Source organism: Dasania sp. GY-MA-18 (genome assembly GCF_024734385.1).
Taxonomy (GTDB): Bacteria; Pseudomonadota; Gammaproteobacteria; order Pseudomonadales; family Dasaniaceae; genus Dasania; species Dasania phycosphaerae.
In genome coordinates this window covers 33,492-50,778 of sequence record NZ_JANHAP010000014.1, presented here as the reverse complement: position 1 = coordinate 50,778, position 17,287 = coordinate 33,492, and the positions used below count along the sequence as shown (strand labels likewise).

Genomic DNA, 17,287 nt, shown 5'->3' with positions numbered 1-17,287 from the left:
AAATAGCCAGAAACAAAAAAGCCCCGTCATAGTAGACGAGGCTTTCGCTATAGCACAGTGAACTTATGCAGTTACAATGCTAACAAACTTGCGGTTTTTAGGACCTTTAGTTTCGAACTTAACCACGCCATCTGCCTTAGCAAACAAAGTGTGATCGGTACCTAAACCTACATTAACGCCAGCGTGAAACTTAGTGCCGCGTTGACGAACAATGATGTTGCCCGCTAATACTTCTTGGCCGCCAAAACGCTTAACACCTAAGCGCTTACTCTGGGAGTCGCGACCGTTATTAGTACTACCGCCTGCTTTCTTATGAGCCATTACTTATCTCCTAAATCTGTTAAGCACTGATACCAGTGATTTTAACTTCGGTGTACCACTGACGGTGGCCGGCCTGCTTCATCGAATGCTTACGACGACGAAACTTCATGATTTTTACTTTCTTGTGACGACCTTGCTCAATAACCTCTGCAGTTACTTTGCTGCCGGCAACGTAAGGAGCGCCAATTTTAACGCCCTCACCTTCGCCTACCATCAAAACATTATCAAAAGTGATAGTTTCACCAGTAGCGACTTCAATTTTTTCTAATTTAAGGGTTTCACCCTCAACGACGCGATGTTGCTTACCGCCGCTCTCAATAACTGCGTACATGTTTTACTCCAGTGTGTAGCCTGCTTGCAAATAGGGTCTTACTGCCAGCATCAGCTGGGACAAGTCCAGGCACCTCAGCCATTCACCCTCACTTATTAACCAAGAGAAAAGCAAAAGCCGGTTCGGTTTTTCGGAGGGCGGATTCTACGGCAGTTAGCCAGTAAGAACAAGCATTTTAAAGCCCAAAACCACCTTTTACTCACAGCGAACTGGCTTTTCGCTGCAGCATTGCCGTACAGGCTACGCCAGCAGCTTGACAGAACCCCCTACCCCCCATAGCATGCCGCGTTCTAGCTAGAAACATCCACAGCCCGCACCCCGACATACAGAACAACAACATGCAGCAAGCTCGTGACATCGTCGCCACCGAATTTGAAGCCGTAAACCAGCTTATTATCGACCACCTGCACTCCCGCATCCCCCTAGTCGGCAGCATAGGCCACTATATAGTGGATGCTGGCGGCAAGCGCCTGCGCCCCTTATTGGCACTGCTATGCGGCGGCATTAACGGCAATATAGGGCAGCAGCATATCGCCTTCGCCGCCTCTATAGAGTTTATACATACCGCCACTTTGCTGCATGACGATGTAGTCGACATTTCATCCCTACGCCGTGGCCGCCCCACAGCCAACGCCGAGTGGGGCAATGCCCCCAGCGTATTAGTGGGCGATTTTCTCTATACCCGTGCCTTTCAGCTACTGGTCAGCCTAGGCAAGCAAAAGGTCATGGAACTGATGGCCAATACCACCAACATTATTGCCGAAGGGGAAGTGCTACAGCTCACTAAAGCCGGCGACCCCAGCACCAGCGAAGCGGATTATTTTGATGTTATCAAAAGCAAAACCGCAGTACTGTTTGCCGCGGCCTGCGCCGGCAGCGGCGAACTCTCCGAGCTGGATCAAGCCAGCATCAGCAAACTCTACGATTACGGCCTAAACCTAGGCATAGCCTTTCAACTGATTGATGATGTTTTAGACTATGAGGGCGACCCAGAAACCATGGGCAAAAACGTAGGCGACGACTTGGCCGAAGGCAAGCCCACCCTGCCTCTGATCCACGTTATGAAGCAGGGCAGCAGCGAACAACAAGCCCTAGTAAGTAATGCCATCAAAGAAAAAAACAGCAGCGAGCTAAACGCCATCTTCGCCGCCATACAGGACTGCGACGCCCTCAACTACACCAGGCTAGCCGCCATCAAGCATCAACAACTAGCCACCGCAGCTATCAGCGACTTTGCCCCCTCAGCATATAAAGATACGCTATTACGACTAGCAGAACTCTCGGTGAACAGGCATAGCTAACAACCTTTTATACGCACCCGCTCTAAACTCACGGTGACTGGCTTCACAACTTGAGCAGAGCAGCTCAGCTAATAGTTGCCAAAAACCCTCCCGCCTATCTACACTTTGATCATCGCCAACTGACTATGCGCAACTCACCATAACAAGGCTGTAACCATGCACAAACTACTGACTTTATGCCTACTTTCCACCCTATTAGCAGCCTGTGGCGGCGGCGGGGGTGGCGGCAGTGATGATACTGCAGCCAGCAGCAGCTCTTCCAGCGACAACTCCTCCAGCAGCGCCACCGAAAACAATGAACAATCCGCACCCTCAACACCGGAGCCCAGCGACCCTGAGCCCGAACCCAGCCCCAGCCCTAATACCGGAACCATCACCTTAAGCTGGACTGCCCCCACCACCCGCGCGGACAACAGCCCCCTAGCCCTAACCGAAATCGGCGGCTATGAAATTTACTACTACCTGGATGGCACGCCTATAAACGAAGGGCAAATGGTTAATATTAGCGACCGCAACACCACCACCTACACCACTCCGGAGCTGCCTGCTGGCAAATACTATTTCGCCATCTCTACCTATGACACCTCGATGATATACAGCCCCCTATCAACACCGGTATCCGCGGAGATCGATTAAGCAGCCAGCTGATAAATAGCCAGGCCGTCAAGCATACGTCGAATAAGTTTACAGCTTGACAACAGCAACACTTGCCACTGGCGCCAAGATAGGATAAAAGAGCTTTAAATACAGGCAGTTAACGCTTTCCAAAACACCTAGGGTGTTCGGTACGTTTTTTGCAAGATTTATATACACCTTCAAATAACCGCCGCTCAGATTAAAAGTATTTATGAAAAACAAGAACGATCACATCAGGCTTACCGGTAGCAATGGCAACAAAGCTAGCATCCCTGCGCCCGTAACCTTGGTTAAAAACAGCGCCAAGTCTATTTTGATGCACTGTTTAGAAAACCTGTTCAACAGCTGTGACGACTTATTTTTCGATCTTTCCAGCCGCGCCACCAGCAACACCGAGCAAAACCTCTATTTTGAGTCTATGCGCGAGCTGCGCATCAAAAAGGCCGGTGCATTAAGCAGTTTTAGCCGCAAAGTAGAAGAGCACTTTGACGCTTTAAATCAGCCCGGCAATACCGCCCCAAAAGCACCACCTAAAGAGCCACGCGGCGACAGCCTCAGCCTAGTGCAAGATGACGATATAGAGCGTGATGTCGCGATTAACAGCATGGTTAGCAAAGCTAGAGGCAGCAACCAAGAGGCGCTATACCACCTGCAAGTACGCCTAGACTACCTCACTAACAATCGCAGCATAGACAGCGATAACAACCCGCTAGACCCACAGCAGCTGTGCAATAATTTTGCCGATGTTTGCGAGCTATTTGATATCCATATCAAAGCTAAAATTATTATCTACAAGCAGTTTGACCGCCTGGTCATCAGCCAGTTAGGCAAGGTCTACGGCACCGCCAACGATCTATTAATCAACGAAGGGGTGATCCCCAAGATCAGCCACAGCGTGGCCAAATCAGATAGCCCAGCCCAGCCCGAAACCAGCACGGCAAACAATGATACCGCCCCCCCTCAGGCCTCGGCAGAGCCCGCTAGCTCTGGCACGCAATTTAACGAACTTAGCACCCTATTGGCGGGTATACGGCAACTAGGCGCCATACAGGTGCCCAACTACAACCAATACACCGCCAACCCCGGGCCACAAATGAGCAATCACGAATTGCTCACAGCACTATCTAACATTCAAGTGGAGCAAACACGGCAAGCCCTAAGCGCCGAGAACGCCGCCAACAGCCTGCACATGTTTGTGGATTTAATACTATCCAAATCCAATCCCAACGCCCCACAATCGGTACAGCAAGCAGACGAAGACACCATCAACTTAGTCGCCATGTTTTTTGACTTTATACTGGACGACCAAAACCTGCCAGCGCCCTTCCAGGCCCTGATCAGCCGCCTGCAAATCCCAGTGCTAAAAGTTGCATTAAAAGACCGCGGCTTTTTCCAAAATAGCGGCCACCCTGCCAGAAAACTGATTAACACCATAGCCTCAACGGCAATAGGCTGGGAGGCAGAGCTACCAGAAAAAGATAAGTTTTACCTGCTGGTCGCTCAAATCATTCAAGATATCATTGAAAACTATGGTCAGGACGAGAGCATATTCAGCAATAAGCTAACCGAGCTCAACGAAGCCGTTAAGCAATATGAACATCGCCAAGCGCTTATTGAAAAACGCTCCAAGCAGGCCGCACAAGGCAAAGCTATTACCAATACCGCCAAGGCCCTGACCCAAAAAACGATTTTGGATTTGCTCAAAAAAGCCACCCTGCCCCCAGAGATCAGCCAGTTTCTTATTGATCACTGGCAGGCCTTTATGGTGTCTACGTTTATTAAATTCGGTAAAGATAGCCCCGAGTGGCTAGATGCCACCCAGCTGATCCACGATTTACTGTGGGCCTGCCAAACCCAGCAAGACGCCAAATCAATAGCCAGGTTGGAAAAGATTAAACCCGCGCTTATGGCACGCATAGAAAAAGGCCTGCTGCACATCATTACCGATGATGAAGACAGGCTACAGCTATGCCAACAAATTCATCAAATCATCGAGCAATTACAAAGCAACAAGGCAGAGCTCAATATACGCCCCATTAGCCCAGCGCAAGCGCAGGAGCTAGGCCACACCCCCGGCAGCGGCAATAAAAACTGGAAAGAAATGACCGCCCTAGAGCGGCAAAAAGCCCAGCACCAAGCCCTGACCTACGAATTTATTAAACAAGCGGAATCTATCGCCCCTAACACTTGGTTTGATTACCAGATAATCAGCGAACAAAAAACTGTGCGCTGCAAGTTATCCGCTCGTATAGAGGCCAACGATAGCTATATATTTGTGAACCGCTTTGGCTTTAATATTTTAGAAAAAACTCGCAAAGAGTTTGCCTACGACCTACAGCAAAAGCGCGCCAAGGCCTTAGAGTCCACCCCCTTGTTTGACCGTGCCTTTGGCAATATTACCGATAACTTACGCCAGCTAGGGCAGCCAAACCGACAACCCACCTCATAAAAACAGCAGCACACCCGCTCAGCATCGTTTAAAATGGCCGTGGGCCTTAAGGGCCACAGCCATTATTTAATAATAAAAGAGACATTAGTCGTTCATGGATGCCAATCAAATAACCTATTTTAGCTACATAGGCGGCGGCATACTATTTGCCATACTCACACTCACACTCATTTGGCTATGGCACCGCAAAGCAACCCATTTCACGCTAGTAACAGCAGCGCTGGTTTCCACTGCCTGGCTGTTACTCGTCGCCACCCATTACGACCACAGCACTTTATCGCTAGGCGATATGCTGGTTATAGAGACCTGCCGCTACGCCGCCTGGATTACCGCCATTCTGGCAGCACTCAAGTTTGCCACCGGCCAAGAGCTACCCAAAAAGTTTTTCTACGGCATACATAGCCTATGGCTAAGCGCCTTAGTCATTATAGGATTACTTAAAAGCACTGCCCCCAGCCTATTGGATAACAGCGATATTTTTATCTGGGCCAACCTATTACTAGCTATAGTCAGCCTAATCTGCGTTGAGCAGCTGTATAAAAATGCCAATTCACTGCGCATTCTCAAACTCTACAGCTTAGTGCTAGGCGGCCTGTTTGCTTACGACATATTTTTATTTTCCTATAGCCTTATTTTTAATGTGATAGATATACAGCTATGGCAGGCACGCGGTGCAATTAACGGCTGCTCCGCCCTGCTGATGACCATAGGAGCAATCACCCTTAGCACCCCCAGCGCCACAACCCGCATAGCCATCTCTAGGCCAGCCGCCTTTTACACTACCAGCATGACGGTGTCGGGGGCCTTTCTCGCGATCATGGCCACCGGCGGCTATTACCTACAACTATACGGTGGCTCCTGGAGCAATGTTCTGCGCACAGTGATCATCTTTCTGGCGCTAACCTGCATCATCACCTTATTTATTTCTCAAACGCTAAGGTCCAGGCTCAATGTCTGGATTAACAAACATTTCTTCAGGCACAAATACGATTACCGGGTCGAGTGGCTAAAGCTGATTAACGCCCTATCGCGCCCCTCTGACAACCAAGACTTTCAGCTTATCGCCGTCAAAACCCTGGCCTCCATCTTTAAAAGCCCTAGGGGTGGCCTGTGGCGCAAACACGATAAAGTGTTTAAATTGGCCGCCAGCCACCAACTGGAGCTACCCAACCCAGCCCCCACCGAAGCCATAAACAGCGCTTTTTGCCGCGCCTTAAAAGAGCATGAATGGGTTTTTTCACCACTTTCCCCTGACGAAGGTAAGCTATGCGAGCTCAATGCCCTACTACCCGAGTGGATAGCCAATATCCCCGATCTGTGGCTAGTGGTGCCCCTGCTGACAGAAAACGATTTATTAGGCTTTATTATTTTGACCGAGCCAGAACTAGATGCCGATATTACTTGGGAAGATTTAGACCTACTCAAAACTGTAGGCAGACAAGTTGCCAGCTATCTGGATCGCCATCAAGCCGCGGAACTACTGGCAGAGTCGCGGCAGTTTGACGCTTTTAACAAGCTTTCAGCCTTTGTTATGCACGACCTTAAAAACCTGATTGCCCAACAGGCCCTAGTAGTCGAGAACGCCGCCAAACACAAAGACAACCCCGCCTTTGTGGAAGATGCCATCAACACCATCGACAACTCCGTCGCACGCATGAACACCCTATTGCGCAAATTGCAGCAAGATGAGCCCACCGAAATACGCACCATAGACCTAGATAGCCTATTGATAGAGGTCATCAAAAAATGTCAGCAACAAAAACCACTGCCCTCCATACACAGGGAGTGTAGTGGCCTCAAAGTTAACGCCGACCCCGACAGCTTATTAATGACTTTGGTTCATATCGTCAAAAATGCCCAAGATGCCACAAGCCATAATGGTTTTATTGATGTAACCTTAGGCTCAGAAGAAAACTTTGCTATTATCAGTGTCGAAGACAATGGCTGCGGCATGAGCCAGGACTTTATGGACAACTATTTCTTTAAACCCTTTGCCACCACCAAGTCCGGCAAAGGCATGGGCATAGGCGTCTACCAAACCAAAACCTACATAGAATCCATAGGCGGCACGGTAGCGGTTGAAAGCACCGAGGGGACAGGCACACACTTCACCGTGCGCATCCCCACCATAAAAGCCTAATAATAATTAGCACATAAACCAATAGAAACAATAACTGCCTCAGTAACTGACTAAGTAATATGAGCAAAGACATACCCAAAACCTTATTAATTGTCGAAGACGACACCGGCATACAAAGCCAACTGCGCTGGCACTTCGATCAGTTTCATGTGGTCATCGCCGGCGACCGTCAAGAAGCCATTGCTGCGGTACGCCAATACGAGCCCGCCGTAGTTATTCAAGACTTAGGCCTGCCCCCCGATGACGAAGGCGTAGAAGAAGGCTTTAAATGCGTACAAGAGATCACCAAGCTAGCCCCCAGCACCAAAATCATCGTCGTCACCGGTAATCACGACTATGAAAACGCCGTGCGAGCGGTGGCACTAGGCGCCTATGATTTCTATCAAAAACCCATAGACACCAAAACCCTGGATTTAATCGTACAGCGCGCCTACAACATCTTCGACCTAGAACATGAAAATGCGCGCCTACAAGAGTCACAAAGCACTCCGCTGGCCGGCATTATTACCGCCGACACACAAATGCTAAAACTCTGCAAAACCATAGAGAAAATAGCCCCCACTACCGTTACCTGCACCATACTGGGTGAAAGCGGCACCGGCAAAGAAGTCTTCTCCCGCGCCATACACAACGCCAGCCCGCGCAAAGAATTTCGCTTTGTCGCCATCAACTGCGCGGCAGTGCCCGAAAACCTCATGGAAAGCGAACTGTTTGGCTATGAAAAAGGCGCCTTTACCGGCGCCGCCAAAAAAACTCTGGGCAAGGTAGAAACTGCCAATGGCGGCACCCTATTCTTAGATGAAATAGGCGATATGCCTCTGGCCCTGCAAGCCAAACTACTGCGTTTTTTACAAGAGCGCGTTATTGAGCGCGTAGGCGGCCGCGAAGAAATCGATGTTGATGTGCGCGTTATCTGCGCCACCAATAAAAACCTAGAGGAAATGGTCGCCGAAGGCAGCTTCCGCGAAGATTTGTTTTACCGTATCTGCGAAATGGTGATAGACCTGCCCCCCCTACGCGATCGCAGCGGCGATAAAATCCTGCTCGCCAGGCATATACTGGGCCGCGTCGCCAACGAACAACACCGCAACATCACCGGCTTTACCCCCGATGCCGCCCAAGCCATAGAGGCCTACAACTGGCCAGGCAACATACGCGAGCTAGAAAACAAAATTAAACGCGCTGCAATCATGTGCGAAAACAAGCATGTTTCCGCCGAAGACTTAGGCATCACCTCGCAGGAAAATTTCTCCATCAACCTGCGACAGGTACGCCATAACGCGGAAAAAAATGCCATCAAACTGGCCATCTCCATGACGGATGGCAACTACTCAGCAGCCGCAAAACTGCTGGGGGTAACACGCCCTACGCTGTATGACTTAGTCAAAAAATATGAAATTCGGTCACCCGACCACGAGAGTAGCTAACTCATTACTTAATACACTTAATAATAGAAATAACAAGGACTGTAGATATGAAGAACTACACCTCTACCCGCAAAAAGTTTGCCCGCAAAGCGCTAGCCAAATCTATCATGCTATCGGCAGTGCTCGTGCTAGGTGCCTGTGATAGCGCTTCCAACTCTGAGGCTAATATTAGCAACCACATCAAACGTGGCGATAGCTATATGGGCCAAGGGCAATATAAAGCAGCCCTAATTGAAACCAAAAATGCCATTCAAAAAGCCCCAAAAAATGCCGAAGCCGTCACCCTTATGGCAAAAATTTTAAACTCCCTAGGGCAATCTAAAAGCGCACTAAACATTCTTAACGAGCTAGAAAGTAACGACCCCGAATTTCTCTTTACCAAGGCCGACACCCTGCTGAATTTGCGTAAAGCCAAATCAGCTCTTAGCTTAATAGAACAACATCAGGCCAGCCTTGCCACGGCCGACCCCACACGCTTAAAGCTGCTTACCGCTAACGCCCACTTGGGGCTATTACAACTAGAGCAAGCCCAGGCATTGTATGAAGAGCTAATCAGCGAGCAAAGCGACAACATAGACGCCAAGCTGGGACTCACCAAGCTGGCGCTACAAAACAACAACACCGATCAAGCCAAGCAGCTGCTGGCCGAAATTTTCACATTAGACCCCAACCACTTTGAGGCGCTTAGCGTACAAGCTCGTATGCAGCACTTCCAAGGTGACCTGGCCGCCGCTGAAGACTCACTCTCTAACGCCTTAGCAGTGTTACCCAACACCGACATCATGACACCACAGCGCATACACACCCTGCGCTCACTTGCCGAAGTACTCACCCAGCAAGGCCGCAGCGCTGAAGCACTGCTCTATAGCAAAATCTTAGCTGAAGCTCAGCCCGGCATGGACGAACTGCAGCAGGACTACGAACAAGCCATCACTCTTCTTAAAGAAGGCAAAGTCGATCAAGCCGAAGAGTTACTAGACAAAGTGCTAGCCAAGGCTCCCTACCACGAAGCCGCCGCACAATTGCTAGGCATTATCAATTACAGCCAAGGTGATATAGAAAGCGCCAACCAACACTTCTCAGGCAATATCGACCCAGAAACTGCGCCCGAGCAAGCTAAAACCATCTTTGCCATGACCAACCTCAAACTCAATAAACCCGACGCGGTATTAAAGCTATTAGGCGACGGCATAGAAAGCAGCAACAACCCACAAACCCTCAGCCTTTACGGCATGGCCGCGATTGCTGCCGGTAAATATACCGAAGGCGAACAAGTACTCAACAAAGTACTGAGCTTAACCCCCAGTGCCTCGCGTATACGCTTAGCACTGGCCAAGCACTACAATGTTAATGCTCCGCAGCGACCAGAGCTGGCACTGCAGGAACTAGAAAAGGCTTATAAGCAAAGCCCACAAGACCCCTTTGTACAATCTGCCCTAGTACAGCAATACCTGAGCTTACAGCAACGGGATAAAGCCAGCAGCCTGGCGCAAGAGATCGCCCGCAACAACCCAGAGTCCGAGAGCAGCCAAATTATCGCCGGCAACCTAAACCTTGTTAACCAACAGGCCGAGCAAGCCAAGCAACGTTTTAGCAAAGCGGTAGCAATCAACCCCGCCAGCGTTAACGGCCTGCAGGGTCTAGGTAGAGCCAACCTCGCCCTCAAACAATACCAAGCTGCACAAGCCAACTTTGAAACACTAATAGAAAAAAGCCCCAAGCACCCCATAGGCTATAAGGGCTTAATTAGTGTTTATGAACTGCAAGGGCAAGTCGAAAAAGGCCTGGCTGCCGTTGACGCCATGGTGACAAAAAGCGATAACGCCACCCCCGCCGCCATACTGGCAGAGTACTACGGCCGCACCGACAACTTCCCCGAGGCCAACCGTTACATCAACAGCGCCAAAAGCCTAGAGCCAGATAACGGCGAAGTACGCAAGCTGGCAGCCACCCTAGCCATGGCCGAAGCGGCTAAAAATCTGCAACAACAAAACACCAAAGACGCGCGTAATATCGCCATGCGCGGCCTGACCGACTCACCTAACGACCAAAGGCTGCTCTCGCTGCTTACCAGCATAGAAATTCAAGCCAAAAACTATCGCGAAGCTAGCAAGCTGATTAAACAGGTTGAGGTCGATAACGCCCAGCTAGCCACCCTGCTAAAGGCCAACCTGGCAGAAGCCCAGGGCGATACTCAAACAGCGATCCAGCAGTACCGACTAGCTTGGGACACCTCACCCAATGATCTTATTGCAGGAAAGCTATACCAACAGCTACAACTAACAGCAGATGACGCTGCCAGCCAATCCTTTTTATCAGAATGGCTGTCCACCTTTCCGCAAAGCCTAGCGGCCCTCACCACCAGCAGCAATGTTGAAATTAATGCCGGTCGCTATAACAGCGCCATTCGCGACCTAGAAAAAGCCCTGAGCCGACAAACCAACAAATCCCCCGCGCTGTTAAACAACCTAGCCTGGGCCTATCTGCAGGCGGGCAACCTAGAACAAGCTCAAGCCAAAGGCAAAGCCGCCTTTGATGCGGCCCAAGACAATGCCGCTATCATCGACACCTATGGCTGGATACTGGTTAAGAGCCAGCGCATAGATGAAGGCATAGCCATGCTAGAAAAAGCGCTAGGTATCGCCCCTAATAACACTGAGATCCAACAACACCTAGCAGAGGCCAAGGCCCTGCGCTAAACCTGCCACTAGGCCCATAGCGGGCAACCGCTATGGGCCTCCTCCCCCTACTCATCGCCCCCTCTAACATTCGTCGAATAACTTTACAAAGAAAACCTTCCTTACTCAGCGCAGACAGCTAACCCGCTGAAATTAAAAGAAAAAAAATATTTGGCCCAATAAGTGCTTACTATCATCCGTATAGTGAATTACCTTGTGATTCAGTGGACGATTCACAAAAACTAACATTGCAGTAAAACCTAATATTTAACATTCAAGGACTTTGGAGAAACGAAAATGGCATTTTTAAAAAATATCATGTCTGCTGCCGCCCTAATCGGTGCCTTCACAGCCGGCACGGCAAACGCGGCCTACATACCTGATACGTATTTGGGTAAAGATACTAATTACGGCTACGGTGATAAATCTACCGATTATTCCAACACAGATAAAATCGGCAGCTCTAGGTATGAAGTTTACGGCGCCCAAGTAGGCTTAACCGGCTCTATCTTAGAAGTTTTAATAGACACAAATTTCTACGCCAACGACCCCTATGAATACTTTGGCGACCTATTCATCAGCACCAATGGTTACAACCCCGTAGCCAATTCTAGCAATGACTTTGGTGCTATCGCTTCTGGCCCAAACTCTATACAGGGTTCTCAGGCTGGTGCTCCTGGCGAAATATGGGAGTTAGCATTTGACACCTCCGCCATGCAGCTATTGAGCTTAGACGGATCAGAAATATTAGACCTAGGCACCACCAAACAAGGACAAGAAGTCCGCGTTAACAGTGGTGGCACTGCTATTGCCAACAACCAAAGCTCTTTTTCGGAAGAAGGCTCAGTACAAGGCCTGCAAGGCTCTAACGTACTTAAGTACACTATTGACCTCTCGTTTTTAGGGCAAAGCTACTTTGATGACCCAGACCTAGCCATACACTGGACTATGTTCTGCGGTAACGACGTCTTTGAAGCTCCCGTTTCAGAGCCAGGCTCACTAGCACTATTATCACTAGGCTTAATTGGCTTAGGCGCCATACGCAGAAAATCTGCCAAGCGTTAATATCTAGCGACCACTTCTTAAAGCCCCTCAAGTTTACTTGAGGGGCTTTTTTATTGCCTCGCTGTCGGCAATTTTTACAAACACCCCCCAATAAAAGCACGCGCTAGCGCTTACTTATAACCCTTACTTACCTTAAACTTTGACCCCTAATAACTTTATTGCTCCCCTCGATGAACAAGGGCAACTTGTGACCACAATAAGAATTGCAAATCAGCATGATCAAGCCGCATGGGACAATTTCGTCCACCAACAAAGCAACGCCAGCCCCTATCACCTGTTTGCCTGGAAAACAGCGATAGAGCAAACCTATAAACATAAAGGCTACTATCTTATCGCCGAAGCGGAGCAGGCCATATGCGGCATCTTGCCGCTAATACTGGTACAACCACCGCTGGCCAGCGCTACCCTATGCTCACTGCCTTTTTGCGACTTAGGCGGCATTATTGCCAGCGATCAAACGGTAGTGTCAGCGTTAATGAACAAAGCAGCGACGCTATGCAAAGAGCTTAAAGCCGGAAAGCTGGAACTCAGAAGCCGCAGCATGAACAACGGGAGCACGCTAAGTGAAGAGCAAAAAGTCAGCATGCTACTACCATTACCAGATTCATCGGCCGAGCTCTTAGCACAATTTAAATCCAAGTTACGCAGCCAAATAAATAAAGCCAAAAAAAATGGCCTTACCGTGAGCTTCGAAAAAACGCCACAAAACATCAACGCCTTCTACAACATCTTCGCCAATAACATGAAGCGCCTGGGGTCCCCCGTACACAGCCGGCAATTATTTCACGCACTCAACCAAGCGTATGGCGAGCAACTACTGTTGGCGGTTGTTAGCTTAGATAATACCGCCGTAGGCGCCGGCATAGTGTTACGCGCAGGCAATCGCGCCTGCATCCCCTGGGCCTCAACCTTATTCGAATACAACCGACTGTCACCTAACATGCTGCTATATTGGAGCCTGCTAGAACAACTGGCCGACAGCGGCTGTAAACATTTTGACTTTGGCCGCTCCAGCTATAACTGCGGTACCTACAAATTTAAAGCCCAATGGGGGGCACAACCACAGGCGCTAGAGTGGCAGCAATACGACAGCAATGGCGAGCTTAGCGAGGCCCCGCAAAGCAATGGCAAAGCCAGAAATATCATTGAGCAACTATGGCAAAAACAACCTCTCGCCAGCGCCAATTTTTTTGGCCCTATGGTGCGCAAGTACATTACCCTATAAAGCCCTTTTATGAATAACACCGTATCGATTACCGCTAAACGCCAAACAACACCCGCCCCCAGCTCTGAACCCGCTACCTTAGGGATACCCTACGCCCGCGGCCAGCTCAAAGCAGACCAGCCGCTCGCATTAACGTGCCAACAGGCCCAACTACCCCTAAATACTGAAATAACAGCCTACTGGAATGACGGAAGCGTGCGCTGGCTACTAATAAAAACGCTGCTCAGTAGCGATATAAAGCATGGCGACCTACTGACCTTGGCCCCTAGTTCCGCGCCATCTTGCTCCCCCGCGATCACCCTAGACCAAAGCCCTAGCGGAATCACAGTCAATACTGGCTCTATAACCTGCACCATAGGTAAACAACCCCCTTTAATCGCTGTCACCGATTTAAGCACCCAAGCCCAGCTCAATCAGAACATTAAACTGCTCACGACCAATGACCAAGCAGCCGCGCTGATACTTGATGACCTTAAGGTCAATACCCAGCACCCCACTCATTTTTGCACGATAGAACTAGCTGGGCATTACCTGCTAAATAACACAAAGCGCTTAAACCTGTCCGCCCAGCTTAGCTTCTACAGCAACAGCTCGTTAATTGAATGGCAATTAACTGTGCACAACCCCGCAGCAGCCAAGCACAAAGGCGGCTTTTGGGATTTGGGCGATGAGCATTCTCTATTTTTTAATGCCCTAAGCTTTGACAGCCAACTCCACCAAACAAATTGCTGTCAGCTACAAGCACAAACTGACAGCGAATGGTTCTGCGATAACAGCCTACAATTATTACAAGCTTCTAGCGGCGGCGAACACTGGCAGAGTGCCAATCATGTCAATCATCAAGGCAACATACCGCTAAGCTTAAAAGGCTATAAACTTACACAACAGCAGCAAGAAGTTTGCGGACTAAGAGCGGACCCTATAGCGCACTGCAGCAATAGCCACACTGGCATTAACGCCTACATAGAAAAATTTTGGCAAAACTTCCCCAAAGCTGTAAGCCTCGATCACAATACGCTATCGCTACAGCTATTTCCTAGCCAAGCGGGAGAGCCCTATGAGCTACAGGGCGGCGAAAAGAAAACACATCGCCTACTTTTAGATATCAATAACAACAGGGAAAGCCTGCTATGGGCCAGAACCCCAAGCCAGCTGGTGCTCGATAGAGAGATCTATGCCAAAGCAAATACACTACCCCATTTTGCCAGCAGCGCTGAAAGCAACGCACTGCAACAATTAATTAATCTGGGCGTAGAGGGCGATAATAATTTTTTTAGCAAACGTGAAAAAATTGATGAATATGGCTGGCGACACTTTGGCGATTTATATGCTGACCATGAAACTCTATATCAATCAGCTAACGAAGTACCATTGTGCTCACATTACAACAACCAGTATGACCCTGCCCTAGGCTTTGCCAAGCAATACATGGCCAGCGCCAAGCCACAATGGCTAGAGCTTTTTGACGACCTCAGCCGCCACATACTAGACATAGATCTATACGATACTGACCTGGACCGAGATGAATACAATCACGGCTTATTTTGGCATACCGACCATTACCTAGATGCCGGCACCTGCAGCCATAGAACCTTTTCCAAGCAGCACTTAAACGTAGAGCACACTGCCCAATCTGGCGGCGGCCCCGGTACCGAGCACTGTTACACTACTGGTTTACGCTACTACTATTATTTCACCGGTAATTTACGGGCGAAAGAGGCGGTATTAAAGCTCAATAGTTGGATGCAATACGCCCAAGAAGGTACTGGTGCCATACTAGAACGCCTACTCGCAATAAAAACCAAAGATATCCCTTTATTGAAACGGCTCAATAAAGGCTTGGCTATCAGCCCTTACCGCTATCCGCTAACCCGGGGCACAGGTAACTATATCAGCACCCTTTTAGACAGCTATTACCTTGATGGTAAGTACAGCCATATAGAGCAGATAGAATTTATTATCCGCAACACGATACACCCAAGCGATATTATTTCCGAACGCCATTTTGAAAATATAGAACAAACCTGGTCTTACACTATTTTTCTACAGGCACTCACTAAATACCTGCATTACAAAGTTAGTGAAAACAGCTTTGACAAACAATATACATATGCCAGAGACTGTCTACTGCACTACGCCCAGTGGATGCAACATCATGAGCGACCCTACCTAGAGCAAATCGACGCGCTAGAATACCCCAACCACACTTGGGCAGCACAAGACTTGCGTAAAGCACATATTCTATTTGAAGCTTATTATTTTTCTCCTCAGCCCGCGCCTGACTACCGCCAAAAGGCAGAGCGTTTTTTACACTACGTCACCGACACATTACAGCAAGAACCCACCCGCAGCTTTACCCGCATACTGGCCATATTGATGCAAAATCAACACGATTATGAACACATCACGCCACTAATTGAGCACACAGAGCAGGCTACCCTAGCTGTAGGCACTTACGGCCCAGCCCCTAAACTCAAACGCAGCGGCATAATTACCAATATTATTAAAGACCTAGTTAAAGCAACGCTGAGATTTTCCTACCAGCGTGAAAAGAAATGGTTAACAAGCCGCTTAAGCTAAGCGGCTTTTGCCTAGCTGTAACAGCCGGTCCACCACGGCCCAACTGCGGCCCAACAAATAAAAATAAAATACCCAAGGGGTCACCAGCCAGGCCATGGGCTTTTTAAGGGGAAACTTGATCAAACTCAGCGCCAAACAAAAGCCGTAAGCCAGCATTAAATACAGCACGACCAGCTCACCAACGCCAGCCATTAACACTAGCAGCAGCAGCAATACCCCGGCCAACTGCAAGCTGGCCAGCCAAGCCATTTTAGAAGCCGCAAAAGCAGCCCACGACTGTACATCCTCAGAACCATGCCAACGCTCGCGCCGCATAAAAGCCAATACTGTGGTGGGGTAACCATAATGGGTCACTTTTAGCGCCTTGTTATTTTCCAATACAGCACCAGCCTGCACGGCCCGCATACAAAAATCATAATCCTCAGCTGTTTCCAACTCAGCATTAAAGCCCCCTATAGCCTCAAACAACGCCTTAGACGTAATTAAATGACCAGAATTAATATAGGCAGCCTCGTATTCATTTAAATAGGCAAACCAATAGCGATTTAACCAATGACTATTGTCTACTGGCAAACAGCGCGACCCCGTTACCAACATAGGCTGCTGGGCTAAGCGTTCGGCCACAGCTTGCAGCCGCTGCCCCCAATCAGCTGCCACCACAACATCGGCATCGATAAACACCAGCACACTGCCAGCAGCTTGCGCTACCCCTTTATTGCGTACCGCGGCCACTGATCCTACTGGGCAGTCCACCAATACAACCCCAGCTCGCCTCACCAACTCCCGCGTCTTATCGCTAGACCCGTTATCCACCACTATCACCTCGTAGGGTAACAAAGGCGGATTAGCTTCGATGGCAGCTAGAGTGCCCGCTATATACTTTTCTTCATTATAAGCGGGGATAATAATTGAGATTACACACATCTTTTTTGACCTAATGCTTAGCAAGCAGAGCAATATTATTGGTATAGATATAATTAGCCGCAATAATAAACCGAAAACAGCCTACACACAGTTTTTTAGTCGCACAATGGCAATATGCACAGTATTAGCACTGCAAAGATGACAAGGAATCGAGTATTCTACACCCTAAGTTAACGTGACCTAAACCCTGCTATTGTGGGCAACTATAAT

12 protein-coding genes are annotated in these 17,287 nt (G+C 49.0%); 9 read left to right on the top strand and 3 right to left on the bottom strand.

Annotated features, from left to right (window positions below):
• Window positions 1–63: 63 nt before the first annotated feature.
• The gene (gene rpmA, locus NO559_RS15215) at window positions 64–321 is read right to left on the bottom strand and encodes a 50S ribosomal protein L27 (protein ID WP_258332735.1); all 258 of its coding nucleotides are present in this window, start codon (window positions 319–321) and stop codon (window positions 64–66) included.
• Between the two features lie 19 nt (window positions 322–340).
• Entirely contained in the window at window positions 341–652 is a 312-nt protein-coding gene (rplU, locus tag NO559_RS15210; protein WP_258332734.1) for a 50S ribosomal protein L21, read from the bottom strand.
• A 338-nt stretch (window positions 653–990) separates the two neighbouring features.
• Here rplU and NO559_RS15205 point away from each other — a divergent pair, with 338 nt between their 5' ends.
• The 9 genes from NO559_RS15205 (at window position 991) to NO559_RS15165 (ending at window position 16,153) form a co-directional block, all read left to right on the top strand.
• Window positions 991–1,953, top strand: coding sequence for a polyprenyl synthetase family protein (locus NO559_RS15205; protein ID WP_258332733.1), 963 nt, complete (start codon window positions 991–993; stop codon window positions 1,951–1,953).
• A 156-nt stretch (window positions 1,954–2,109) separates the two neighbouring features.
• Entirely contained in the window at window positions 2,110–2,589 is a 480-nt protein-coding gene (locus NO559_RS15200) for a fibronectin type III domain-containing protein (RefSeq protein ID WP_258332732.1), read from the top strand.
• Between the two features lie 211 nt (window positions 2,590–2,800).
• A complete protein-coding gene (locus NO559_RS15195) occupies window positions 2,801–5,038 on the top strand; it encodes a DUF1631 domain-containing protein (protein ID WP_258332731.1) in 2,238 nt (745 codons plus the stop codon).
• 94 nt (window positions 5,039–5,132) lie between these two features.
• Window positions 5,133–7,178 (top strand): XrtA/PEP-CTERM system histidine kinase PrsK, encoded by a 2,046-nt coding sequence (gene prsK / locus NO559_RS15190; RefSeq protein ID WP_258332730.1) that lies wholly within the window; start codon window positions 5,133–5,135, stop codon window positions 7,176–7,178.
• Window positions 7,179–7,237: 59 nt separating this feature from the next.
• Window positions 7,238–8,605: a PEP-CTERM-box response regulator transcription factor gene (prsR, locus tag NO559_RS15185; protein ID WP_258332729.1), complete on the top strand. Its 1,368-nt coding sequence runs from the start codon at window positions 7,238–7,240 to the stop codon at window positions 8,603–8,605.
• A 47-nt stretch (window positions 8,606–8,652) separates the two neighbouring features.
• The gene (locus NO559_RS15180; protein ID WP_258332728.1) at window positions 8,653–11,304 is read left to right on the top strand and encodes a tetratricopeptide repeat protein; all 2,652 of its coding nucleotides are present in this window, start codon (window positions 8,653–8,655) and stop codon (window positions 11,302–11,304) included.
• Window positions 11,305–11,580: 276 nt separating this feature from the next.
• Window positions 11,581–12,348, top strand: coding sequence for a PEP-CTERM sorting domain-containing protein (locus tag NO559_RS15175; RefSeq protein WP_258332727.1), 768 nt, complete (start codon window positions 11,581–11,583; stop codon window positions 12,346–12,348).
• A gap of 187 nt (window positions 12,349–12,535) precedes the next feature.
• Window positions 12,536–13,573 carry a FemAB family XrtA/PEP-CTERM system-associated protein gene (locus NO559_RS15170; protein ID WP_258332726.1) on the top strand — a complete coding sequence of 346 codons (1,038 nt, stop codon included), beginning with the start codon at window positions 12,536–12,538 and terminating at the stop codon, window positions 13,571–13,573.
• Window positions 13,574–13,582: 9 nt separating this feature from the next.
• Complete coding sequence (locus NO559_RS15165) at window positions 13,583–16,153, top strand: hypothetical protein (protein WP_258332725.1); 2,571 nt, start codon at window positions 13,583–13,585, stop codon at window positions 16,151–16,153.
• Here NO559_RS15165 and NO559_RS15160 read toward each other — a convergent pair.
• Window positions 16,145–17,077: a glycosyltransferase gene (locus tag NO559_RS15160; RefSeq protein WP_258332724.1), complete on the bottom strand. Its 933-nt coding sequence runs from the start codon at window positions 17,075–17,077 to the stop codon at window positions 16,145–16,147. The genes NO559_RS15165 and NO559_RS15160 overlap by 9 nt on opposite strands.
• Between the last annotated feature and the right edge of the window lie 210 nt (window positions 17,078–17,287).